Consider the following 23,021-nt stretch of genomic DNA (forward strand, 5'->3'; position numbering starts at 1 on the left):
GTGCACGTCCTGCTGATCGACGATCATGCGCTGTTTCGCTTCGGGCTCCAGGAACTCCTGCAACAGCGTGACATCGAGGTTCGTGCGGCCGGCACCGGCGACGAAGGCATCCAGATGGTGCGATCGAGCCGGCCCGACGTCGTGTTGCTCGACATGCGCATGCCCGGCATGGACGGGCGCGTGGTGCTGGCGCGACTGAGCGCGGAGTTTCCGGACCTGCCAGTCTCCATGCTGACCACGAGTGCCGACGAGCGTGACGTGCTCGACACACTCGCAGCCGGTGCGCGCGGTTACCTTCTGAAAGACATGGAGCCCGACGACCTGATCCGCGCGCTGCGCGATCTCGCCGGTGGCCGCACCGTGGTTTCGCCGGAACTCACGGCCGTGCTTGCGCGCGCGGTGCGCGGCGAAAACCTGCCGGAATCCGAACCGCACTGGACGCCGTATGCCGATTTGACCCCGCGTGAGCGCGAGATCCTCTGCCATCTGGCCGAGGGGCAGAGCAACAAGGTCATTGCAAAGGCACTCGGCATCTCGGATGGAACCGTGAAGCTGCACGTGAAGAGCATTCTGCGAAAACTCAGCGTGCACTCGCGGGTGGAGGCCGCCGTCATGGCCGTTGAGCACGATTTGTGCGGGCGCAACCGTGCACGCGAGGCGCGTGAACGCCAGCCGTCGTCGGACGGTTGATCTGCCGCGGTCGATCTTCCATCGCAAACTGTCCAATGCTTTGCCGTGCATTTTGAACTCGAGACCGGGCCGGGACATTTCATCTCCGCGGCCGAGCCGGGGCGTGTGCGCATCGGCGCGCGCGATTACACCGCGAGCCTGATCGTTACACCGGAGCGGATTGTCGACGACTGGCCCGTGCCGCACATCGGTGCGCTCGGCGACGCCGACATGGCGCGGTTGCGCGAGTTCCAGCCGCAGATCGTCCTGATCGGAACCGGTGCGAGCCTGGTGTTTCCGGATGTTGAGATCTATGCTCGGTTGCTTGCGGACGGAATCGGCGTGGAGTTCATGAACACGCCCGCCGCCTGTCGCACCTACAATCTGCTGGCCTCCGAGCGGCGCCGCGTCGCGGCCGGGCTGGTGATCACCGCAGGCACGCGAGCCTTGTCAACGTCAGAGCGAGTGAAGAGGGCAAGACAATGAGAAATAATCAGATCGCCGCGCTTTACATTGCGGTGACCATAATCGGTTTCGCCTCACCGCCGGCTGCTGCTGGCGACGGTCAGTTCGAGATCAACCAGGCCTGCGCCGTCAACAGCGGCTGCTTCCCGGGGGACACGCCGGGATTTCCGGTCACGATCTCGTTTTCCGGCAGCTTTCTGCTGACCGGCAATCTGGACCTCAGTGCGCTCAGCCCGGATCTGACGGCCGTGGAAGTCAGTGCGCCCGCGGTAACCGTGGATCTCGGCGGGTTTCAGATCGTCGGTCCCGGCGGCTGTACGGGCAGCGGTTCGTCGATCAGCTGTCCGTTGGGCGGCCTGGGCCGAGGCGTGCGTGCCGTGGACCCGGCGGCGATTGCCTTCACCTTGCGCAATGGCGTGGTTCGGAACATGACGGGCTTCGGGGTGTCGACCGCCGGGTCCGCTGCCCGGATCGAGAACGTCACCGCCATTGGCAACAATATCGGGATCATCGTCCGGGAAGACTCGCTCGTGTCGCACTGTCTTGCCATTCGAAACGGCCAGGACGGCATCAGTGCGGACATGGCCTCGATCATTGAATCGTCCGTGGCCGAGGGCAACGGTGGCGCGGGATTCGATCTGGAAAATGCCGCCGGCATGGTGACCCGCAGTGTCGCGCGCGGGAACGTACGGGGCTTTGAACTCGCACCCGGCGCTGAATTCGGTCATGACAACGTCTCCAGCGGCAACGACAATCCGGACGACTGCGGTGGCGGAATCTGCACGGAACACCGGCGCTTCTATCTGACGGACTTCACGGATCTGGCATCCGGCAGTGGCGCGCTGACGGTCTGTGCGGCGGGGTTTCACATGGCGTCCCTGTTCGAGCTTTGGGACCTTACGGTTCTGCGCTACGATCCGGTGCTGGGTCAAACCAACCCGGACTCCGGTCTAGGGCCACCGAGTTCAAACTCTGGTTGGGTCCGAACCGGTTTTTCCAGTACTGGTGACAGTACGCCCGGTTTCGGAAACTGCCTTGGCTGGTCAACCGGAGATCCAACTAAATTCGGCTCGCGGGCGCGTCTGCCCACGACCTGGGATACGGCACCGAGCACTCGGGTCGTACCCTGGCTTGTGGACGCGGACAACTGTTCCAATTCTTCCTATGTCTGGTGCGTTGAGGACGACTGAGCATCCTTGGAACCCGACGGGGCCGATCGAACGAGTTTCCCGACAGATCGTGAAGCCGTTACGGATTAGGGCTTTTTTTGGCTTCGTAGCAGTGATGGCGGCCAGTATCCGCATGCGTCGCCGTTACTTGCAAAGTCGCGGCGCTTAGTCGCCCCTCGTAGTTGTGGTCACGGGCACCTTGGGCGGGCGCTGATTCGCACTGGCCCGCAAGACCAGTCTGCGAATCCCCTTTCATCGGGAATTTGCCCGTTTCCAATCGCTTGGTTCGGCCGAACTGGATCGAGCCCACGCCAAGGTACGATAGCAGCTTTATTCAAGTTCGCCGTTTGCCATCCCGTTACGCTCCGCAGCTGGATCGTCACCTGAACAGAGATGATGAATCAGCAAGGTGACCCACCCAAAACTCGACTTTTCCTGTGGGAAGACTGCGGCCTTTACGCCGGCCTAGAGGCATGCAGCAAGCTGCACAGTCATCACGCCATTCAGATCACCTATGTGCTGGATGGCGAATGCCGGATTCGCGCCCAGGGAGACGGGCAGTGGCGTACGACCACGGGGTTTCTGATTCTCCCGGGCACCGTCTACCAGGGCGATACGCCGGGGCGGTTCGTGACCTTTTTCGTCGACGTCAACCACCCGCTGTATTGGCGCCACAAATGCGCACAAGAATCCGTCTTTTTGCATGGTATCCGGTGTTTTGATGTGCATGCCGAGGACCTCCATCGGCTGCGCGAGTTTCATGGCGGCCGGATCTCTTGCCCGCAGGCCCGGGGGCTGTTTCAGGATGCCGTCGTGAGGTGGTTTCCTGAGTCTCTGGGTACACCGGCACTCGATACCAGGATCGGGCGTATCGTTGCGCACATCGATCATGCCCTCCCGGGCGCGATGAAGCTTGAAGACATTGCTGCGGTCGTGGGCTTGTCGCCCAGTCGAGTGATGCATCTGTTCCGTGCGGAAACCGGCACCACGGTTCGACAGTTCATTCTTTGGCGTCGACTTAAATCGGTATTGGTCACCCTTGCCAAAGGCGAGAATCTGACGCACTCGGCGCATGTGGCGGGATTTTCCGATTCCGCGCACCTGACTCGAACCTTCGTCATGATGTTCGGTTTCAGTCCAACGGCGATTCTTGCCGGCCCGGTTGGCGCGCAGTTCGCGGTCTGTTCCGAAACGGACTGACAACCGGCCGCGTTCCGCTCACTGTTGCTGTCTGATGACGGTAGCAGCTTTTTTCAAGTTATCCCTACATTGAATGCGTATGGTCCGCGAAGAGCGGCGTGAGCATCTTGCGTAAAGCGCGAGCGTGCATGTGTGTGCGCCTTCACCGAATACGCGGCCGATACAACAAAACGGGAGAGTGTCATGGGGCGTTCAGATCATGTAACCATTCGTTCCGGCAAACGGGCTTGGCTTGGAATCCTTGCCGTGATTGCCGGTGCAAGCGTTATTCCCGCGCATGGCGCATCTTTCTCAGTCATCAACACTCTGGATGCCGGCGCGGGTTCACTGCGCCAGGCGATCACGGATGCCAACGGGGCGGCCGGGCCCCACACCATCAGCTTTGCGATTCCAGGTGCCGGACCGCATACCATCAATCTCGCCACGGCGCTGCCCGGCATCACCAGTGATGACGTGACGATTGACGGTTATACACAGGCCGGGGCTTCGGCCAACACGCTTGCTGTTGGCAATGATGCGGACATCCGCGTCATCATCAGTTGTGATGCTGGGCCGGGCGGAGCGGTGGATGGGTTCGTGCTGCTTGGCGATCGAGCGGTCATTCGCGGCTTTTCGATCGTCAATTGCCGTGGCGCGATGTTTGTTCCGGGGCCGCTCAGCCCGGTGCCACCCGGCGGCGGTGGTTCGGGCCACACGATCGCCGGCAACTTCATGGGCGTATTGCCGGATGGCTCCGCGATGGCCAGCCAGCGCGGCATCACGGGCGATGCGATGGCGTCCACCATGGTTGGCGGGCCCACGCCGGCTGATCGCAACGTCATCAGCAATGGCAGCGGCGGCACCACCACCGGCTACGGCATTCGCATCAATCTGGGCGGGACCGGTAATACCATTCAGAACAATTACATCGGTCTGGATCCGACCGGAACGCTGAATCACGGCAACGGTGGCTTCGGCGTTGAACTGGCCGGTGCTGCGTCGACGGGCAACATGATCCTCGGCAATGTGATCGGTGGTAACGAAGAGGGTGTGCGGGTCAACGCCCCAAGCAGCACCATCAGCGACAACTACATCGGCACGAATGCGACTGGCACCGCGGCAGTCGGAAATGATACGGAAGGCGTGCATATTCGCACCCCGACGGGCATGAGCCTGGTGTCCGGCAATCTGATCTCGGGCAACGGCGCGCGCGGCGTCATCATCAACCAGGGTTCATCGGACAACATCATCCGCAGCAACAGGATCGGGACCAACGCGGCCGGCACGGCGGCGATCCCCAACGTCGGGGGTGTCAACATCGTCTGGGGTTCGAACAATCTGATTGGCGGCGCGCCCAACGGCAACCTGATCTCCGGTAACACGCAGATTGGCGTGCGAGTCGCGGCGGGCAACAATCCCAGTAGCGGCAATATGGTGCTCGCGAATCTGATTGGAACGGACATCACTGGAACCGTGGCGATCGGTAACGGCACCAATGGCGTGATGCTCGCGGCGAACGGATCGGCGGCTCTGTCGTCAACCACTGTCGGTGGCGCGGGCGTCGGCGAGGCGAACATCATCTCCGGCAACAGTGTCGGTGTTCTTGTTACCGGCCCGAACACGGTGGGCAACGGCAATACCGTGACCAACAACATCATCGGAGCGGACCTGGCCGGCACGGGTGCGATCCCGAATGGCACGGGCATACGCTTTGAGAACGACGGTGGCGTGGTGGTCGCCAGCAACCGGATTCTCTACAACAGCACCGCTGGCGTGACCCTGACCGGAACGACCTCGTCGTTCGAGGCCACTTCCGCAGACAACTGCGTGGTCCTGAACGCAGCCGGCGTGGACAACCAGACCGGCAGCCTGACGGTGTTCGAGAACAACTGGTGGGGCGCGTCGACCGGCCCGTCGGGCGTAGGCCCGGGCAGCGGCGACAGCGTGAGTGCCGACGTGGACTTCGATCCGTTCACGGCCGTGCAGCCCGGCAACTGTCCGAACAACGAGGGTTCGATCACGATCTTCCAGGATACCGTTCCTGACGACGCCCAGGACTTCGGCTTCTTCGGCAGTCTGGGCGGATTCACCCTCGATGACGATCTGGACGGCGGCCTGCAGAATTCGATGATGTTCAGCGTTCCTCCGGGCCCGTACGGTGTCAGTCAGACACTGGTCGAGGGATTCCACCTGGTCAGCGTGGCGTGCGTGGATCCAAGCGCGGACAGCTCCGGCAATGTCGGCGTTGCGATCGCCTCGATCAATCTGGCGCCTGGTGAGTCGGTTACCTGCACGTTCACGAACCATGCCGCCGCCGCGGTTCCGGCGCTGGATTGGCGCGCCGTCATTGTGCTGATGGGGATGCTGTTGTGCCTGGCCGCGTTCGGCCGGTGGCGTAGCTACGGGGTTCGCTAACGATCGGCCCGACGTCGGACTCGATCGCTCCGGACCTGCCGGTCAGACCGGACCCTGGGTCGAGGCGGGGATCGCGCGCTGGAACGACCAGTCGCGGATGGCCTTGATCTGTTCGGTCATGGTGCGCGAGAGCGGGACCATGCGTGTCGTGCCGCGCGCGACGTCCTGTTCGGTGAACGCGCGGTTTTCCTGATACGCGTCGATGCGGGCGGATTTGACGGCCTGTTCGATCTCTGCACCGCTCCATTCGCGAGTCGCCGCGGCCAGATAGTCGAGGTTGAACTTTGTCGGGTCGCCACCGTGGCGCGTGATGTGAATGCGCAGAATCTCCGCGCGTTCCTTCTTGTTGGGCAGGTCCAGAAAGAACAGCTGGTCGAAGCGACCCTTGCGCATGAACTCCGCAGGCAGTTCCTGGATGCGGTTGGCGGTCGCCGCGATGAAAACTTTCGGTGACTTTTCCTGCATCCAGGTCAGGAAACTGGACAGGATGTTCACGTTGCCGCCGCCGTGCGCGGCGCGGTCGAAACCGAAGGCGTTCTCGATCTCGTCGATCCACAACACGATGGGGGCGATCTCCGCCGCCAGACGCGCGGCGTTCTCGAAGGCGTACTCCGGCGTGCCGAAACTGCCCGACAGCACCAGGCTCATGTCGAGCCGGACCAGGGGCAGTTCCCAGGCCGCGGCGATCGCCTTCGCGGCCATGGACTTGCCGCAGCCGCTGACACCCATGAGCAACAGCCCCGACGGCAGCGGAACTCCGGAACTCAAAGCACGCTCCGAAAACAGGTATTTGCGCTTGAGCACCCAGTCGCGCAGCTGGTCGAGTCCGCCGACGTCCTTCATCGACCACTCGGCACCATAGAAACGCAGCACGCTCTCCTTGCGCAGCAGCTGCGATTTCTCTTCCTGGGCTTCGAGCAGCGCCTTGTGGTGATCGAACACCTGCGGCAGCAGCAGGCGCGAGACGACATGCTGGATCTCGTTCTGCGACAGGCCACGCAGCGCGCCGGCCAGCCGGTGCAGGTGTTCGGGCTGGATGTTGCGGCCGGCCGTGCGCTCGGTCAGCACCTCGAGGATCTCGTCTTCGGCCGGCAGTGGCACTTCGATGAGGAAGATTTCCTTCTTCAGCACCTCCGGCAGCACGAGCTCGGGGTGCGACATGAACACGACCACATCGCGCTGGCGCAGGGCCGCGTAGAGGTCGCGCACGGCCCGTACCAGCCGCGGGTTCCCTTCGAACCACGCCGGCAGGTCTTTCAGCAGATAGACGCCGGCGGTGTCGCGTGCGGCGATCCAGGCCAGGGCCTCCACCGGATCGGTAATCGGCGTGGACTGACCGTCGCCGCCGAACGGTGCCGAGAAACCGGTCGTGGCCGTCCAGATCACCAAGCCGGGCGACTTCACGCGCGATGTGATCGGCCGCAGCAGGGCCTCCATGCGCGGTTCGTCCCAGCCGAGCAGGTAGACGAGCGGATAGCGCGAGGCCATGGCCTTGGCGAGCTTGTCGAGCATGGGGCGCTGGTGGCTACTCATCGAAGTTCCTTGTGCAATCTGGCCAGGCGGCGGGGGGCAGGTGGATCACGGCATCTTAGCCGGTGCCATGCCTGATTGGCCCGCGCCCGGCCGTCCGGTAGACTACTAGGGTTGCCCTTCTACCATCGGCCCCGCCCACGGCGGGGCGTATTTTTTCCGAACTGAATCACGGAGTCCCAATGTCCGTCGAACGCACCCTGTCGATCATCAAGCCCGATGCCGTGGCCAAGAACGTGATCGGCCAGATCTATGCCCGTTTCGAGGCCGCCGGCCTGCGCGTCGTTGCCGCGAAAATGCTGCACCTGTCCGAACAGCAGGCGCAGGGCTTCTACGCGGTCCACCGCGAACGGCCGTTCTACAATGACCTCGTTTCGTTCATGATGTCCGGCCCGGTCATGGTGCAGGTGCTCGAAGGCGAGGGCGCCATTGCGAAGCACCGCGAGGTGATGGGGGCGACCGATCCGGCCAAGGCCGCGCCGGGCACGATCCGCGCGGATTTCGCGAAGACCGTCGACGAAAATGCCGTGCACGGTTCCGATGGCCCCGACACCGCACGCGCCGAGATTGCATTCTTTTTCGCCGACAACGAGCTGTGCCCGCGCACGCGCTGAGGACGTGACTGTAACGAACCTGCTGCCGCTGGACCGTGCCGCGCTCGAGACCTGGTTTGAAGGTCTCGGCGAGCGGCCGTTTCGCGCGCGGCAGGTTCTGAAGTGGATCCACCAGCACGGCGTGACCGATTTCGCGCAGATGACCGACCTTTCGCGCGACCTGCGCGAACGGCTAGCGGAACGCGCGACCGTCCAGGCGCCGCCGATCGGCACGGAGCAGCACGCGCTTGACCAAACCCGCAAGTGGCTGCTGGAACTCGGCGACGGTCAGCGCATCGAGAGCGTGTTCATCCCGGAACCGGATCGTGGAACCCTGTGCGTCTCCTCGCAGGTCGGCTGCGCGCTGGACTGCCGTTTCTGTTCGACGGCGCAGCAGGGCTTCAGCCGCGATCTGACCACCGACGAGATCATCGGTCAGCTCTGGCAGGCGGAACGCCGCCTCGGCGCCGGCCGTGTAACGAACGTCGTGCTCATGGGCATGGGCGAGCCGCTGCTGAACCTGGACGCCCTGGCGCCGGCGCTGCGCCTGATGCTGGATGATCTCGCTTACGGTCTGTCACGCCGTCGCGTGACGGTCTCCACCGCCGGCGTCGTGCCGATGATCGAGCGCCTGCGTGAAGTCGCGCCCGTGAGCCTCGCGGTATCACTGCACGCGCCCGACGACGATCTGCGCAGCGAACTCGTGCCCCTGAACCGCAAGTACCCGATCGCCGATTTGCTTGCGGCCTGTCGTCGTTACGTCGCCGACGAGGCCCGCGCGCGTGTGACCTTCGAATACGTGATGATCGAAGGCGTGAACGACTCGCTCGCGCAGGCGCGTGCGCTGGGCGCGTTGCTGCGCGATGTGCCGGCCAAGGTCAATCTCATTCCGTTCAACCCGTTTCCGGGCACGGGGTATCGGCGCTCGCCGCAGTCGACGATCGATGCGTTCCGCGATGTGCTCGTTGCGCGCGGGCTGACCTGTGTGACGCGCCGCCCGCGCGGTGAGGACATTGACGCGGCCTGCGGGCAGCTCGTCGGGCGTGTGAACGACCGGGGGCGGCGCGCGCAGCGCGCGCTTGTGTCATGAGCAGATTCCTGCGTGTGGCCGCGTTCGGTTTGATCGTGCTGGCGCTCGGTGCCTGCCAGACGAACCAGCCCAGCGATGAGATCAGTTCGCGCGATACTGATCACGCGCTGGCCAAGACGTATCAGGAACTCGCCGTCGCCTACATGCAGCAGGGCGCGGCCGAAATCGCGCTTGCACAGATTCAGCGTTCGCTTGCCATCGATCCGAAGTTCGGCATGGCCAACAACGTCGCCGGCATGATCTACCAGCGCCTGAATCAGAACGAACTCGCCGAGGAATACTTTCTCAAGGCGGTGGAATTCGATCCGGCGAACCCGTATATCCGCAACGCGGTCGGCGCGTTCTACTGTGCGCAGAAGCGCTACGACAAGGCCACCGAACAGTTCGACGCGGCCTTGCGAAATCCCCTGTATCGCGAACCGGAGGTGGCGCTGTCGAACTCCGGTCTGTGTGCGTTGCAGGCCGGCGATAGCGAGCGCGGTGAACGTCTGCTGCGGGAATCTCTCGTCAAGAAACCGACCCAGCCGCGGGTCCTTCTGCAGATGGCGAAGCTGAGTTTCGAGAAGGGCATTCACCTGTCCACGCGCGCATACCTGCAGCGCTATGAACAGGTTGCGCAACCGACCGCGGCCAGCCTCTGGCTGGGCATCCGCGCGGAGCGCGAACTCAACGACACGGATGCCGTCGCGCGATATGCCGAACAGCTGGTGCAGCGCTTCCCGGACTCCGACGAGGCGCAGCGCTACTTCCAGTCCCTGAGTCGCGCACCATGATTCCCGACCTGGACGCCGACGACAGCACCGCTTACAGCTCAAGCCCCGGCCAGCAGCTGCGTGCGGCGCGCGAGGCGCGGCGGCTGGAGCGCGCGGATGTCGCACGCGAACTGCGTCTGACCGAACGCGTACTCGACGCGCTGGAAACCGACGACTACGAACACCTTCCGGAGGAGGTGTTCGTGCGCGGCTATATCCGCAACTACGCACGCCTCATGGGGCTCAGTGCCGATCCGCTGCTGGCGGATTACGCACGGCTCAATCCGCAGGCCCGCGCGGTGCGCATCGACACGGCGGGCGTGCGGACGAAACAGCTGCACAGCAGTCACCTGGTCGTAAAGCTGGTCACGGCGGCGATTGTGATTGCCCTGATCGCCGGGGTGTTGTTGTGGTGGCAGGCACGCGAGGAGCCGACCCGTCGCGATGCGTCGAGTGCGCCGGCCGAGCGTGGCGAACGCGGCTCGGTGACCACGCCTGCGCGAACCGTCGCGCTGCCGCCGGCTGCGGTTCGGGTTCCGTTCGTCACCGCGGACGATCTGGCGAACGCGCCGGCCAATCCACTCGACACGCCGGCATCGGCCGAAACCGCGGCGCCCGTGCCGGAGTTCGTTGCGGCGGTGCCCGTCCAGCCGCCGGCCGATCTGCCTGACGCACCAGCGCCAGTCCCCGAGGCGAACCGGGCGCCGCTGGCAGCACAGGCGCCATCAACCGAGCCGCCGACCGCTGCGGGCCCGACCCCGGCCGTCGTGGAGACTGCGGCTGCGCCGGTCGCGAAGGCCGGCGGGCTGGAGCTGCGCTTCGCCGAGGACTGCTGGGTGGATGTGCGCGACGCGAACGGCGCGCGCGTGCTCTTCGGCACGATCCAGGCCGGGTCGAGTCGACCGCTCGATGGTGCGCCACCGTTTCGCATGACGCTCGGCAACGCCGCCGCCGTGACCCTGCTGGAAGACGGCCAACCGGTCGACCTCGCGCCGCACACACGCGGCAACATCGCGCGCCTGAGCGCCGGCACGCCGACGCTGGATTGAACATGGACCGCATCACGGCCATCCGCGGGATGCACGACCTCCTGCCGGACGCGAGCGCGCGCTGGCAGGCGCTGGAGCTGGTCCTGCGCGAGCTGGTCGCGCGCTACGGCTACAGCGAGATTCGCACGCCCATCGTGGAATCCACGGCCCTGTTCGCGCGTTCCATCGGCGAGGCGACCGATATCGTCGAGAAGGAGATGTACAGCTTCGCCGACCGCAACGGCGACGGGCTGACCCTGCGCCCCGAGGGCACGGCGAGCTGTGTGCGTGCGGCGATCGAACACGCTCTGGTCCCCGAACCGCCGCGGCGGCTCTGGTACATGGGGCCGATGTTTCGCCACGAACGCCCGCAGAAAGGCCGCTACCGGCAGTTTCACCAGCTCGGTGTCGAGGCGTTCGGCCTCGCCGGCCCGGATATCGATGTCGAGCTGATCGCGATGACCGCGCGACTATGGCGCGAGCTGGGCCTGGGCGATCAGGTCGGGCTGCGCATCAACACGCTCGGCCGGCCCGAAGAACGCGCCAGCCATCGTGCCGAGCTGATTGCGTATTTCCGCGAACATTTCGATGTGCTCGACGAGGACAGCCGAAACCGCCTCGAGCGCAATCCGCTGCGCATCCTCGACACCAAGAACCCGCGCATGCGCGCGCTGGTCGAGGCCGCGCCAAAGCTCGAACAGCACCTCGGCGAGCGCTCACGGGCGCATTTCGAGGGCCTGTGTACGGGGCTGGAGGCGGCCGGCATCGCCTACGTGGTCGATCCGCTGCTTGTGCGCGGGCTCGACTACTACACCGACACGGTTTTCGAATGGGTCACCGATACGCTCGGCGCCCAGGGCACGGTCTGCGCGGGCGGGCGCTATGACGGCCTGGTCGGACAACTCGGCGGTCCGGCGACCCCGGCGGTCGGATTCGCGCTCGGCATCGAGCGGCTGCTCGGTGTGCTGGAGGCCGCGGACCGGCCACTGCCGGAGCGCGGCGTGGACGTCTATTGGGTTTTGGTCGGGGAACAGGCGACAATGCGCGGCCCGGCGCTGGCCGAGCAGCTGCGGGATGCGGCGCCGGCACTACGGGTCGTGACCCATTGCGGCGGCGGCAGCTTCAAAAGCCAGTTCAAGAAGGCCGATCGCAGTGGCGCGCACTACGCCATCGTCCTCGGTGACGACGAACTTGCGCGCGGCGTCGCGGGCCTCAAGCCCCTGCGCGGCAACGACGCCCAGAGCGAAGTCGCGCTGGATGCCCTCGCGGACGTGCTGCGCGCGAGCATGGCCGACTGAAATCAAATGTTGGAGCCCTGAATGGCCAGTCACTACGAGACCGAAGAGGAACAAGTCGAGGCCATCAAGAAGTGGTGGCGCGAAAACGGCAAGTCGCTGATTGCCGGCGTCGTGCTCGGTCTGCTCGGCATCTACGGCTGGAACGCCTACCAGTCGAACGAGCAGCGCAAGATCGCCGAGGCCTCGCTGACCTACAGCCAGCTCGAAGAAGCGGCGCGAACCGGCGACGACAAGACCGTCGCCGAATACGCGCAGGCCCTCGCCGGCGATGCCGCGGAGGGTGGGTATGCCTACTTCGCGGAACTCATGCGTGCGACCCTGCAGGTGCAGAAGGCCGGCCCGGCCGCAGCGGAATCCGCACTTCAGCTTGCGCTCGATCGCGCACCGGATGCCGGGCTGTCGCATGTCGCGCGGCTGCGTCTGGCGCGAGTGAAGATCGACCTTGGCAAGCTCGACGAAGCGGCCGCCCTGCTGGATGCCGGGGCGCCGGCCGGTGCGTTCGAAGCTGAATATCACCGCATTCGTGGCGACATCGCCGTCGCGCGTGGGGACATCCAGCTGGCGGCCACCGAGTACCGTGCCGCCCTGGACAAGGGCACCGGCGCCGCGGCGCTGGTGCGCATGCAGCTTGCCGATCTGGGCCTGGGCAATGACTGAGGCGCGCAGCCGGCTGCTGGTCGCGGCGGCGCTTGCCGGCGCACTTGCTTCGCTCTCGGGCTGCGGCATCAGCAAGCTGTGGAGCGACGACAAACCCAGCTACGGGCCGTTGCCGAAGATCGAGACCGGTTCGCCGATCGAGCGCCTCTGGTCGGTGGATACCGGCGCCGGCGCCGACAAGCAGGTCCTGCGGCTCGCGCCGCAGGTACGCGACAACACGGTCTATGTCGCGGATGCCGACGGCCAGGTCGGTGCGTATTCATGGTCGGACGGTGCGCGCCGCTGGGAAGTCGACACCGATGCCCCGGTCAGCGGCGGTCCCGGCGTCGGCGGGGATCTGGTCGTGGTCGGGACGACGCAGGGCGATCTGATCGCGCTGGATGCCGCCACGGGCGCCGAGCGCTGGCGTGCGGCCCTGTCCAGTGAAGTGCTTGCGGCCCCTGCGGTGACCGAAACCGTCGTGGTTGCTCGTACCGCCGACGGCGAAGTCCACGCGCGCGCGAAGTCCGACGGGAGTGCCGTATGGCGCTACGGTCGTGCCGTGCCGGCGCTGAGCCTGCGTGGCGACAGCGCGCCGGTCGCGGTCGGTCCCATCGTCGCGGTCGGGCTCGCGAACGGGCACCTCGTGGGTCTGGCGCTCGCCGACGGGCGCGAGCGCTGGGACGCGGCAGTCGCGGTGCCGAGCGGTCGCTCGGAACTCGATCGCATGGTTGATCTGGACGGCGATCCGCTGCTGGTCGGCGATACCCTGTTCGTGACGAGCTACCAGGGTCGTCTCGCGGCCGTGGACGCAACCACCGGGACCGTGCTCTGGCAGCGTGAGTTCTCGGCGTTCCAGGGCGCCGTCACCGACGGCGCGTTTCTCTACATCAGCGATGCGGCTGGTGACGTCTGGTCGATCGACCCCGGCACCGGCCGGGCCCTGTGGCGCCAGCAGGCACTTGCCGGGCGCCGCCTGTCTCCGGTCGGGCTCGCGGACCGCTGGGTCGGCGTCGGCGACAACGAGGGCAACCTGATCTGGCTCGCCGCCGACGATGGCCATCTTGTCGGCCACGAGCGGATCGACCGCGCCGGCGTGACCGCGCGTCCGGCGGGGGATGGCGAACAGGTCGTCTGGCTCGGAGACGGCGGCGAACTCGCGGCGTACCGACCGCTCGCCGGTCGCTGACGCCACCAAGCAGCAGTTGACCGGATGCTTGCGGTCGTCGCTCTGGTGGGCCGACCGAACGTCGGCAAATCCACACTCTTCAATCGCCTGACGGCAAGCCGCGACGCACTGGTCGCGGACGAACCCGGGCTCACGCGCGATCGACGCTACGGCGTGGCACGCCGGGCCGAGCGCCCCTTCATCGTCGTCGATACCGGCGGGCTGTCCGGACTCGAGACCGGGATCGACCTGCACATGGCGCGCCAGGCCCGGGTCGCGATCGCCGAGGCCGATGTCGTCGTCCTGCTGCTCGACGCCCGCGAGGAGCCTGGCGCACAGGACCTCGAAATCGTCGCTGAACTGCGTCGCGCCGGCAAGCCCGTGATTCTCGCCGCGAACAAAACCGATGGCATCGACCCGCGCGTGCTGATCGGCGAACTGCACGCGCTCGGGTTGGGCGAGCCGCTCGCGATCGCCGCTGCGCACGGCAGCGGGATTGCGCAACTGCTCGAGCGCATCGACGCGGCCCTTCCGGCGGACGCCTCGACCGAGCACGAGGATGCGGTCGACGGCGTTGCGGTGGCCGTCATCGGCCGGCCGAATGTCGGCAAGTCGACGCTGATCAACCGCATCGTCGGTGCCGAACGGGTCATCGCCTACGATCAACCCGGCACGACGCGCGACGCCATCGACGTGCCGTTCGAGCGCGACGGCCAGCGCTATACGCTGATCGACACGGCCGGCGTGCGGCGGCGCTCGCACGTCGAGTCCGCCATCGAGAAGTTCAGCGTCATAAAGGCGCTGCAAGCCATTGAAAAGGCGCAAGTCGTTCTGGTGGTTCTGGATGCGCACGAGGGCGTCACCGAACAGGACCAGACCATCCTCGGCATGGCCCTCGATCGTGGCCGCGCGCTGGTCGTGGCCGTGAACAAATGGGACGGGCTGCGGCCGGATGCGCGCGACAACGTGCGCCGCGAGCTCGACCTGCGACTCGGTTTCGTGCGCTGGGCGCCGGTGCACTTCATCTCCGCGCTGCACGGCAGTGGCGTCGGCGAACTGTTCGAGACCCTGCTCGGCGTGCATGCGGCGGCCGGGCGCACGCTCGCGACCCCGGCCCTGAACGACGCGCTCGCCGCGGCACTCACCGCGCACCAGCCGCCGTTGCAGCGTGGCCGGCGCGTCCGCCTGCGTTACGCACACCAGGGCGGGCGGTTTCCGCCGGTGATCGTGATCCACGGCACCCAGGCCGACCGCACGCCGGCAAACTACCGGCGTTATCTGGAAAACCATTTCCGTGAGTCGTTCCGGCTGCACGGGACACCGATCCGGCTGGAGTTCCGCGGTACCGAGAACCCGTACGCGTCACGCGCCAAACGCCGACCGAAGCCTTCCGGAAGCAAGCGTGGTCGCAGCGAACGGCGCTGAGTTCGCGCCCGGCATCCGCGCCGCGTTCGATGCGGGCGGCGCGCTGGCCGGCGCAATCGACGGGTTCCGCGTCCGCCCCGGTCAGCGCGAGATGGCCGTCGCGGTCGCCGATGCGATCACCGGTGGACGGCATCTGATCTGCGAGGCCGGCACGGGGATCGGCAAGACCTTCGCCTATCTCGCACCCGCGATCGCCTCGGGCCGCCGGGTCGTGGTCGCGACCGGCACCCGGCACCTGCAGGATCAGCTGTTCGAGCAGGACCTGCCGCGCATCGCGCGGGCGTTCTCGACACCGGTGCAGGCGGCGTTGCTAAAGGGTCGCGCGAACTACCTGTGTCGCGAACGTCTGGCGCAGGCGCTCGCCGCCGGCGTCACGGATGCGAAACGTCACGCGGAGTACGCCGCAGTCGCCGATTGGGCCGGGCGGACCAGCAGCGGCGACCTCGCCGAATTCGACTGGCTCGCAGAGGACCACCCCCTGCGCGGGCAGATCACCTCGACCACGGACAACTGTCTGGGCGCGCAGTGCGCGCATTACTCCGAGTGCTTCGTGTTCGAGGCCCGGCGGCGTGCGCTGGCCGCGCGCCTGATCGTCATCAACCAGCATCTGCTGTGCGCGGACCTCGCTCTGAAAGGCGGCGGGTATGGCGATCTGCTGCCGAATGCCGATGTCGTGATCGTCGACGAGGCGCACCAGTTTCCGGAAATCGCAACACAGTTCTTTGGCGAGGGCCTGAGTTCACGCCAGCTCCTGGATCTCGGTCGCGATGTCACCACCGCACAGCTGCGGGATGCGCCGGACGCCGCCGCACTACGGCCACTGGTGGACGTGCTCACGACCGGGGTGCGCTCCGCGCGGGCCGGCTGGGGGCAGGGCGCGCGGCGCGCCGTGCTCGACCAGTGGGACGGCGACCAGCTGGCCGATGCCTTCGATCGCATCGACGCGGGGCTCGCGGAACTCGCGGCAGGACTCGCCGTGCACGAGGGTCGTTCGGTTGCGCTGGACCGCTGCCTGACCCGCGCAAACGAGTGCCGCGAGCGCCTCGCCACCCTGCGCGCGGTCGATCCGGCCGAGGCGGTCGGCTGGCTCGAGACCTCGGGTGCCGGCTTCCAGTTGCGCAGCGCGCCGCTGGACGCCTCGCGACCGCTGCGCGAGTACTGGGAGTCGACCTCGGCGACCTGGGTGTTCGCCTCCGCGACCCTGGCCGTCGATGCGCGCTTCACCTACTTCACCGATCGTGTCGGGCTGCCGGCACAGACCGACACGCTGGCCGTGCCCGGCCCGTTCGACTACGCGACCAATGGTCTGCTCGTGCTGCCCGAGGACATGCCGGAACCCAACGATGCGCGGTTTGCGGCGGCCTTCGAGCGCATGGTCATCGACGCGGTCGCCGCGACGGCTGGGCGGACCTTTGTGCTCGTGACCAGCCACGCCGCCGTGCGCCGGCTCGAGGGCGCGCTGCGGGCGAGCCTTGACTACCCGGTACTCGTGCAGGGCGACGCCCCGCGCCACGAACTGCTCCAGCGCTTCCGCCATGCCGGCAACGCCGTGCTGCTGGGCACGAGCAGCTTCTGGGAGGGCGTTGACGTGCCGGGGGCCGCGCTGAGCTGTGTGATCGTCGACCGGCTGCCGTTCGCGGCCCCCGATGACCCGATCACGCGCGCGCGGATCGAGGCCGTCCGCCGCCGCGGCGGCAGCCCGTTTCAGGACTACCAGTTGCCACAGGCGGTTCTGATGCTCAAACAGGGGGTCGGACGATTGCTGCGCTGCGAGACCGACCGCGGTGTGATCATCGTCGCCGATCCGCGCCTGACGCGGCGCGGCTACGGTCGAACGTTCCTGCGCAGCCTGCCGCCGTTCACGGTCACGAAGGATCTTTCGGCGATTCGTCCGCATCTGGAGGTCGCGGCGTGAGGCTGCTCGCCATCGAAACGGCGACGGACGCCTGTTCCGCTGCACTGTGGATGGATGATGCGCTGGCGGCCGAGCGGTTTGAACTGGCGCCGCGCGGGCACACGCGGCTGCTGCTGCCCATGATCGAGGCCCTGCTGGGCGCCGCGGGCATGCGTGCGGCGGAACTCGATGCGGTCGCGTTCGGCCGCGGACCGGGTGCGTTCACGGGCCTGCGGATTGCAGCGGCGGTTGCCCAGGGGCTGGCATTCGCGAACGCTCGGCCCGTGGTGCCGGTCTCGACCCTGGCCGCGCTTGCGCAGCCGGCGCTGGACGCGGGCGCCGCGACGGTGCTCTGCGCCCTGGATGCGCGCATGGGGCAGGTGTACTGGGGCGCGTTCGGGCGCGATGCGTCAGGGCTTGCGCGTGCCGTCGTGGACGAACAGGTCTGCGACCCGGACCGGGTCGAAATGCCCCCGGATGCGATGGGTCCCGCCGTGGGGGTTGGCAGCGGGTTCACGGTCTACCGGGGTCTGCTCAGCGAACGCTGCGGACTCGACGATGCGGTGATCGATTCACAGGCACTGCCGCGTGCCGCCGCGATTGCGCGGCTCGCGGCCGCGCAGTTGCGGCGTACGGGCGGGGTGAGTGTGGAGGAGGCCTTGCCGGTCTATCTGCGCGACCAGGTGGCGACCCCGAAACCGCAATAGCCCCATGCCCCCCGGTACCCGTCGGACACCGCGCGCCCGTCGTCGCCGGCAAAGAGCGCTCGAAAAGTGTTTTGGGTGTCGGTAACATTCGTGCGGGCTTGGAAACGTTTGGGGGGGTATCGTGACACGCACAGCTTTCGACCTTTTCCGCAGACTTCTCTCGGTCGCAGTGCTGGTGGTTCCAGCAACAGCCTGGTCGGTGCCGTCGGTGACGCCACTCACGCCGCCTGATCCAGCTACGTCCCAGACCTTCATTTTCACGGGTACGTGCACGGTCGACTGCTCTCCGTCCGGCAGCATCGTGAATGCCTACATCACCCTCGGACTGGATTACGTTCCTGGAACCCCGATTGCGAGCCCTTCGGACGTGCTTTGGTTCGAGTTTCATTCGCCCAACAGCGACGTGCTGCCGGCAGGTCCGCTCGTGGCCGAACACGTCGGCGCTGTATCCGGAAGCATTTCGCTGTTGCTGGGACCCTCGATCTTCGCGATCAACTTCAACACGGATATTGCCGCCGATCTCGATACGCTGAAGTTTCACTTCGAAACCAGCCTCGATGGCGGTTGGAGCATCCAGTCGTTTGCCTCGCTGATGCCGGACGACCTGGGCGTCGCGGGCGTGTGGAGCACCCCGGTGCCGGCGACGTTTGCGCTGCTGGTGCTTGGGCTTGCTGGAATTTCTCGCGTGAAACGCCCGGTCCAGCCGGGAGACGTCACCCAGCAGGCGGTTGAAAAGGGAATTTCGGCAACTTGTTAGAGCGAGAGTATTGAACGATCAAGACGGGTGCTCAGCCAGCGTGAGCGCCCGGCCGATCAGGCGTTTGCCGCCTTTCGGTCCTGCGCCATCCCGACGAATTCCGTATCGCCAACCAGCGTGTGCAGTGCCGCGCTGTCGAGAATCTCGATCTCGCGTCGATCGACCTCGAGAACACCCTGTTCGCGCAGGCGCGAGAACAGCCGGCTGACGGTCTCAACCGCGAGGCCCAGATAGTTCGCGAGTTCATGCCGAGACATGGGCATGCAGAAGCGCAGCGCGGACAGGCCGCGACGGTTCAGGCGTTCGCCGAAGTCCAGCAGAAAGCTCGCGACGCGAGCCTCCGCTGTCATCTGGCCCAGCAGCAGAAAACGGCGTTGATCGCAGGCGATTGCCTCGCCAGCCAGCCGCAGCATTTCCTGCGCCAGCCCCGGCACGGTGTCGAACAGTTCGGACATGTTGCCGAGCGGCAGGCGACACACGGTGGTACGTTCGAGCGCGATGGCCGTCACCGCATGGCTGCCGCCGGCGATGCCATCGAGGCCGACGATCTCGCCGGGCAGATAGAAGCCGGTCGTCTGCTCGCTGCCGTCACTGGTGAGCACCAGGGTGCGAACGCTGCCGGAGCGCACGGCGAACAGAAAATCCACGCGTGCGCCCGCTTCGAACAATGCCGCACCGCGTTCGATCGGCGCGGGTCGTTCGACCTCGTCGTCGAAGCAGCGCAGTGCATCTTGGGCGAGCTCGCGCGGCAGGCACACCCGCTGCAGGGAACAGCGGTCGCAGTGCACGGCAATCGCCGGCGTTCTGGAATGCGTGTCAATGGTCGCTGGCATATCTAACCGCCCCATCGGTCGACAAGCGCGATAAAATTCACTCTAGCGCGGCAGTGGCGACAAGTCCTTGTCGCAGGTTAAAAAATTATAGAACAGCGATCCGACCGGGCGTCGCCTTTGTGCGGCGCACCATGCCGTGCGTAACGACCGGATTGCAATCATTGAGGTCCCCATGAGATCCGAAGCCATTCTGCATACGCTGTCGCGCTGGCCACTGTTCAGCGAGCTTGGCGGCGAACAACTCCAGCACCTTTCCGGTGCATCCCGGGTGCGCGATTTCGATCGGGACGCGTTTCTGTTTCGCAAGGGCGATCGCCTGACGGACTTTTTCTGCATCGTTGACGGGCTGGTTGCACTGGTGATCAGCACGCCGGATGGGGCGGAAAAGATCGTCAACATCGAAGAGTCGGGCCATACCTTCGGTGAGGCGCTGCTGTTTCTGGATCAACCGAGCCCGATCGCGGCACGTACGCTGGAACCCTCGCGTCTGTTGATGATTCCACGTGCGGTGGTCATGGACACCATCCAGGACTCGCACCAGTTCACGCGTCAGCTGCTGGCCGGTCTGAGCGCGCGCCTGCATCATCTGGTCATGGACCTGGAGTCCTATTGCCTGCGCAGTTCCACGCAGCGTGTCGTCGACTACCTGATCAGCGAGGCGCAGTTGTGCGAGTCCAACCGCAATGCCGCGGAACTGTTGCTGCCCGTTGCCAAGGGCGTGCTGGCCTCGCGACTGAAACTGACGCCTGAAACGCTCTCGCGGGTGTTGCATGAACTCGTCGCCGACGGGCTGATTTCCGTCAGCGGCAAGGTGATTCGAATCCTGGATCTCAGGCGGCTTCGCGAAGCGCGCTAGTGCGGGCACGCGCTCCGGCTTTGTTTGGACGGTAAACCGTCCGGCAGCCCAATTCTGATCCGGTTACCAGTCGTCGCGCTTGGTTTGATCGGACCTGCGCGCGTCGACCCAGCGCTCTCCGTCGCGCGTGAATTCCTTTTTCCAGAACGGTGCGTCGGTCTTCAAATAGTCGATGATGAACTCGCAGGCCCGCAATGTCTGCGTGCGGTGCCGGCCCGTGACGGCGACCAACACGATGCGTTCACCGGGGTTGAGTTCGCCGACGCGATGAATCACCAGCGCATCGGCAAATTCGAATCGCTGGTGGGCTGTCGCTACGATTCCCGCGAGCGCCGCTTCGGTCATGCCCGGATAGTGCTCCAGCGCCATGCGCTCGACGCCATCGTCGGACCGCACGTAGCCGACGAAGCTCGTGACCGCGCCGAGGTCGGTGCGTGCGCCGCGCAGCCGGTCGATCTCGGCGCCGGGATCGAAATCCTCGCGCTGGATGCGGATCATCCGCCGGTGACCGGCGGCATGAAGGCGATCTCGTCGGCCGCGCCGATGGCGTGATCGCGCGCGACCAGCACCTGATTGACGGCGATGAGCACGCGTGGATCGTCCCTGAGGGCCGCGCGCCAGGTCGGTCCACGCCGGGCGAGGTGATCGATCAGCGCGTCGACACGCGTGACACCCTCCGGCAGGTCCGGCAGTTCCTCACCGGCGCTGCCAAGTGTCTCGCGCAGACGGGCGAAATACAGAAGCCGGGCCATGCTGCGATCAGTCGAGCAAGGCGGACCAGTTCGCGTAACGCACCGGCTCGCCGCTGCGAATCGCGCGCCCGCGCGGGATTTCGACGAGGCCATCGGCCCAGACGACCGATGACAACACGCCGGAGCCCTGCTGGGGATACAGGCGCGCGCGGCCGTCGCAATCGAGCCGGGCGCGGGCAAACTCGGTGCGTGGTCCGGCATGCGGCCAGTCGAAGTCCGCCGCGACCTCGCGCCAGCAGCTGCCCTGTGCGTCGGTACGGCCCTGGCGCAGTCGCAGGTAGGGGCGCACGAAGATCGCGAAGGTCACGAAGCTCGAGACCGGGTTCCCGGGCAGGCCGATGAAATCCGTGCCGGCGACCTGGCCGAACGCCAGCGGTTTGCCGGGCTTCATGGCGACGCGCCACAGATGAATCGTGCCTTCCGCCTCCACTGCTGCGCGCACGTGGTCTTCCTCGCCGACCGAGACCCCGCCAGAGGTCAGGATCAGATCGGCTTTCGAGGCCGCGCCGCGAAGCGCCGCGCGGGTGGCGTCCAGTCGGTCCTCGACGCGGCCGAGATCGATCGCCTCGCAGCCGCACCGCTCGGCGAGCGCGAGCAGCATGTAGCGGTTGGAGTTGTAGATCTGTCCGGCGGCGAGTTTCTCGCCGGGCTCGCGCAGTTCGTCGCCGGTTGAAAATACCGCGACGCGCAGCTTGCGGAAGACGTTCAGCCGCGCGATGCCGAGCGACGCAGCCAGGCCCACATGCTGGGCCGCCAATCGGGTGCCGGTCGCCAGTGCCTCGGATCCGCGCGACAGGTCCTCGCCACGCCGGCGGACGTTCATGCCGGACTTCAGCGGCCCCTCGAACTCGATGTGATCGCCGTCCGCTCGGCAGTGCTCCTGCATGAGCACGCAGTCCGCGCCTGCGGGCAGCGGGGCACCGGTAAAGATCCGCGCGGCCGAGCCCGGTTCTAGCGGCTCACCGGCCTGGCCGGCGGCGATCCGCTGACGGACCGGCAGGCGATTCGCGGCTCCGGCGCCATCGCTGGCGCGCAGCGCATAGCCGTCCATCGCGCTGTTGTCCCAGCCCGGCACGTCGATCGGTGCGAGCAGGGGTTCGGCGAGGACCCGCCCCGGCGCCTCGGCGAGCGCGAGATTTTCGGTCGCCGCCGACGGCCTAGCCGCGTCACACAGAACCTCGATCGCTTCGGCGACGGCTAGCAGCCGGTCGCCGGGCGTCACACAGGCGTCGACTTGCGTGGCGGCCGTGCTCACCCGCTGCGTTCGCGCAGCCGCGGCAGGATTTCGATCATGTTGCATGGCCGGTGCGTGGCGTCGAACTGGTGGGTGAGGATCGCGTCCCAGCCGAGTCGGCAGGCGCCGGTCGAACCCGGCAGGCAGAAGATGTACGTTCCGTTCGCGACGCCGCCGATTGCACGCGACTGCACGGTCGAGGTACGGATCTCTTCGAACGACAGCCAGCGGAACACCTCGCCGAACCCTTCGATTTCCTTGTCGAACAGCGGCCGCACGGCCTCGACCATGACATCGCGTCCGGTCAGCCCGGTGCCGCCGGTGGAAACCACGACCTGGACCGCCGGATCGACGATCCAGTTGGAGACGATCGCGCGAATCCGGTAACGATCGTCTGGAAGGATCTGTTTGTGCACGAGTCGGTGACCCGCCGCTTTGATTCGTTCAGCGAGCAGCCCTCCGGAGGTGTCGGTCGCCTCGGTGCGGGTGTCGGAAACGGTCAGAACGGCAAAGCCGACCGCGCTTGCGGCCGCAGGTGAATCGGACATGGTCTGGCTCGAAAAGGGAGTCG

Annotated in this window: 23 protein-coding genes; 17 read left to right on the forward strand and 6 right to left on the reverse strand. The window is 66.2% G+C overall.

Annotated elements, in window-relative coordinates; translation table 11 throughout:
* From KDG50_10345 to KDG50_10365, 5 genes are all read left to right on the forward strand, one after another.
* A complete protein-coding gene (locus KDG50_10345; protein MCB1865821.1) occupies positions 1–690 on the forward strand; it encodes a response regulator transcription factor in 690 nt (229 codons plus the stop codon).
* A gap of 45 nt (positions 691–735) precedes the next feature.
* On the forward strand, positions 736–1,155 hold the full coding sequence (locus KDG50_10350; protein ID MCB1865822.1) for an Mth938-like domain-containing protein: 420 nt from the start codon (positions 736–738) through the stop codon (positions 1,153–1,155).
* Entirely contained in the window at positions 1,152–2,324 is a 1,173-nt protein-coding gene (locus KDG50_10355) for a right-handed parallel beta-helix repeat-containing protein (GenBank protein ID MCB1865823.1), read from the forward strand. The genes KDG50_10350 and KDG50_10355 overlap by 4 nt, the downstream gene beginning before the upstream one ends.
* Positions 2,325–2,696: 372 nt before the next feature.
* Complete coding sequence (locus KDG50_10360) at positions 2,697–3,503, forward strand: helix-turn-helix transcriptional regulator (protein ID MCB1865824.1); 807 nt, start codon at positions 2,697–2,699, stop codon at positions 3,501–3,503.
* A gap of 183 nt (positions 3,504–3,686) precedes the next feature.
* On the forward strand, positions 3,687–5,897 hold the full coding sequence (locus KDG50_10365; protein ID MCB1865825.1) for a hypothetical protein: 2,211 nt from the start codon (positions 3,687–3,689) through the stop codon (positions 5,895–5,897).
* 42 nt (positions 5,898–5,939) lie between these two features.
* Here the strand turns inward: KDG50_10365 and KDG50_10370 are convergent, their stop codons facing one another.
* Positions 5,940–7,430 carry an AAA family ATPase gene (locus KDG50_10370; GenBank protein MCB1865826.1) on the reverse strand — a complete coding sequence of 497 codons (1,491 nt, stop codon included), beginning with the start codon at positions 7,428–7,430 and terminating at the stop codon, positions 5,940–5,942.
* Positions 7,431–7,609: 179 nt separating this feature from the next.
* On the opposite strand from KDG50_10370, the gene ndk reads away from it, so the two are divergent.
* The 11 genes from ndk to KDG50_10425 all read left to right on the forward strand — a co-directional run bounded on the left by ndk (position 7,610) and on the right by KDG50_10425 (position 18,775).
* The gene (gene ndk, locus KDG50_10375; protein ID MCB1865827.1) at positions 7,610–8,041 is read left to right on the forward strand and encodes a nucleoside-diphosphate kinase; all 432 of its coding nucleotides are present in this window, start codon (positions 7,610–7,612) and stop codon (positions 8,039–8,041) included.
* Entirely contained in the window at positions 7,968–9,110 is a 1,143-nt protein-coding gene (gene rlmN / locus KDG50_10380) for a 23S rRNA (adenine(2503)-C(2))-methyltransferase RlmN (GenBank protein MCB1865828.1), read from the forward strand. The genes ndk and rlmN overlap by 74 nt, the downstream gene beginning before the upstream one ends.
* Positions 9,107–9,883, forward strand: coding sequence for a type IV pilus biogenesis/stability protein PilW (gene pilW, locus KDG50_10385; protein ID MCB1865829.1), 777 nt, complete (start codon positions 9,107–9,109; stop codon positions 9,881–9,883). Before rlmN ends, pilW begins: the two co-directional genes overlap by 4 nt.
* Positions 9,880–10,911, forward strand: a complete 1,032-nt coding sequence (locus KDG50_10390) for a helix-turn-helix domain-containing protein (protein ID MCB1865830.1) — start codon at positions 9,880–9,882, stop codon at positions 10,909–10,911. The genes pilW and KDG50_10390 overlap by 4 nt, the downstream gene beginning before the upstream one ends.
* A gap of 2 nt (positions 10,912–10,913) precedes the next feature.
* The gene (hisS, locus tag KDG50_10395; protein ID MCB1865831.1) at positions 10,914–12,188 is read left to right on the forward strand and encodes a histidine--tRNA ligase; all 1,275 of its coding nucleotides are present in this window, start codon (positions 10,914–10,916) and stop codon (positions 12,186–12,188) included.
* A 21-nt stretch (positions 12,189–12,209) separates the two neighbouring features.
* Entirely contained in the window at positions 12,210–12,845 is a 636-nt protein-coding gene (locus KDG50_10400) for a tetratricopeptide repeat protein (protein MCB1865832.1), read from the forward strand.
* Positions 12,838–14,013: an outer membrane protein assembly factor BamB gene (bamB, locus tag KDG50_10405; protein ID MCB1865833.1), complete on the forward strand. Its 1,176-nt coding sequence runs from the start codon at positions 12,838–12,840 to the stop codon at positions 14,011–14,013. The genes KDG50_10400 and bamB overlap by 8 nt, the downstream gene beginning before the upstream one ends.
* Positions 14,014–14,037: 24 nt before the next feature.
* The gene (gene der, locus KDG50_10410; protein ID MCB1865834.1) at positions 14,038–15,417 is read left to right on the forward strand and encodes a ribosome biogenesis GTPase Der; all 1,380 of its coding nucleotides are present in this window, start codon (positions 14,038–14,040) and stop codon (positions 15,415–15,417) included.
* Positions 15,418–15,508: 91 nt separating this feature from the next.
* Positions 15,509–17,332: an ATP-dependent DNA helicase gene (locus KDG50_10415; protein MCB1865835.1), complete on the forward strand. Its 1,824-nt coding sequence runs from the start codon at positions 15,509–15,511 to the stop codon at positions 17,330–17,332.
* Positions 17,329–18,018, forward strand: a complete 690-nt coding sequence (gene tsaB / locus KDG50_10420) for a tRNA (adenosine(37)-N6)-threonylcarbamoyltransferase complex dimerization subunit type 1 TsaB (protein ID MCB1865836.1) — start codon at positions 17,329–17,331, stop codon at positions 18,016–18,018. The genes KDG50_10415 and tsaB overlap by 4 nt, the downstream gene beginning before the upstream one ends.
* A 301-nt stretch (positions 18,019–18,319) precedes the next feature.
* Positions 18,320–18,775: a hypothetical protein gene (locus tag KDG50_10425; GenBank protein ID MCB1865837.1), complete on the forward strand. Its 456-nt coding sequence runs from the start codon at positions 18,320–18,322 to the stop codon at positions 18,773–18,775.
* A 56-nt stretch (positions 18,776–18,831) separates the two neighbouring features.
* Here the strand turns inward: KDG50_10425 and KDG50_10430 are convergent, their stop codons facing one another.
* Positions 18,832–19,608: a helix-turn-helix domain-containing protein gene (locus KDG50_10430; protein ID MCB1865838.1), complete on the reverse strand. Its 777-nt coding sequence runs from the start codon at positions 19,606–19,608 to the stop codon at positions 18,832–18,834.
* Between the two features lie 172 nt (positions 19,609–19,780).
* Between KDG50_10430 and KDG50_10435 the strand changes: the two genes are divergently transcribed.
* On the forward strand, positions 19,781–20,464 hold the full coding sequence (locus KDG50_10435) for a Crp/Fnr family transcriptional regulator (protein ID MCB1865839.1): 684 nt from the start codon (positions 19,781–19,783) through the stop codon (positions 20,462–20,464).
* A 63-nt stretch (positions 20,465–20,527) separates the two neighbouring features.
* Here KDG50_10435 and KDG50_10440 read toward each other — a convergent pair whose 3' ends face one another.
* From KDG50_10440 to moaB, 4 genes are read right to left on the reverse strand one after another with little or no spacing between them, the layout of a single operon-like run.
* Positions 20,528–20,962, reverse strand: coding sequence for a molybdenum cofactor biosynthesis protein MoaE (locus tag KDG50_10440; GenBank protein ID MCB1865840.1), 435 nt, complete (start codon positions 20,960–20,962; stop codon positions 20,528–20,530).
* On the reverse strand, positions 20,959–21,216 hold the full coding sequence (gene moaD / locus KDG50_10445) for a molybdopterin converting factor subunit 1 (GenBank protein ID MCB1865841.1): 258 nt from the start codon (positions 21,214–21,216) through the stop codon (positions 20,959–20,961). The genes KDG50_10440 and moaD overlap by 4 nt, the downstream gene beginning before the upstream one ends.
* A 7-nt stretch (positions 21,217–21,223) precedes the next feature.
* A complete protein-coding gene (locus tag KDG50_10450) occupies positions 21,224–22,516 on the reverse strand; it encodes a molybdopterin molybdotransferase MoeA (GenBank protein ID MCB1865842.1) in 1,293 nt (430 codons plus the stop codon).
* Positions 22,468–22,998, reverse strand: a complete 531-nt coding sequence (gene moaB, locus KDG50_10455; GenBank protein ID MCB1865843.1) for a molybdenum cofactor biosynthesis protein B — start codon at positions 22,996–22,998, stop codon at positions 22,468–22,470. The genes KDG50_10450 and moaB overlap by 49 nt, the downstream gene beginning before the upstream one ends.
* Positions 22,999–23,021 lie beyond the last annotated feature (23 nt).

This window comes from Chromatiales bacterium, from assembly GCA_020445605.1.
GTDB lineage: Bacteria > Pseudomonadota > Gammaproteobacteria > JAGRGH01 > JAGRGH01 > JAGRGH01.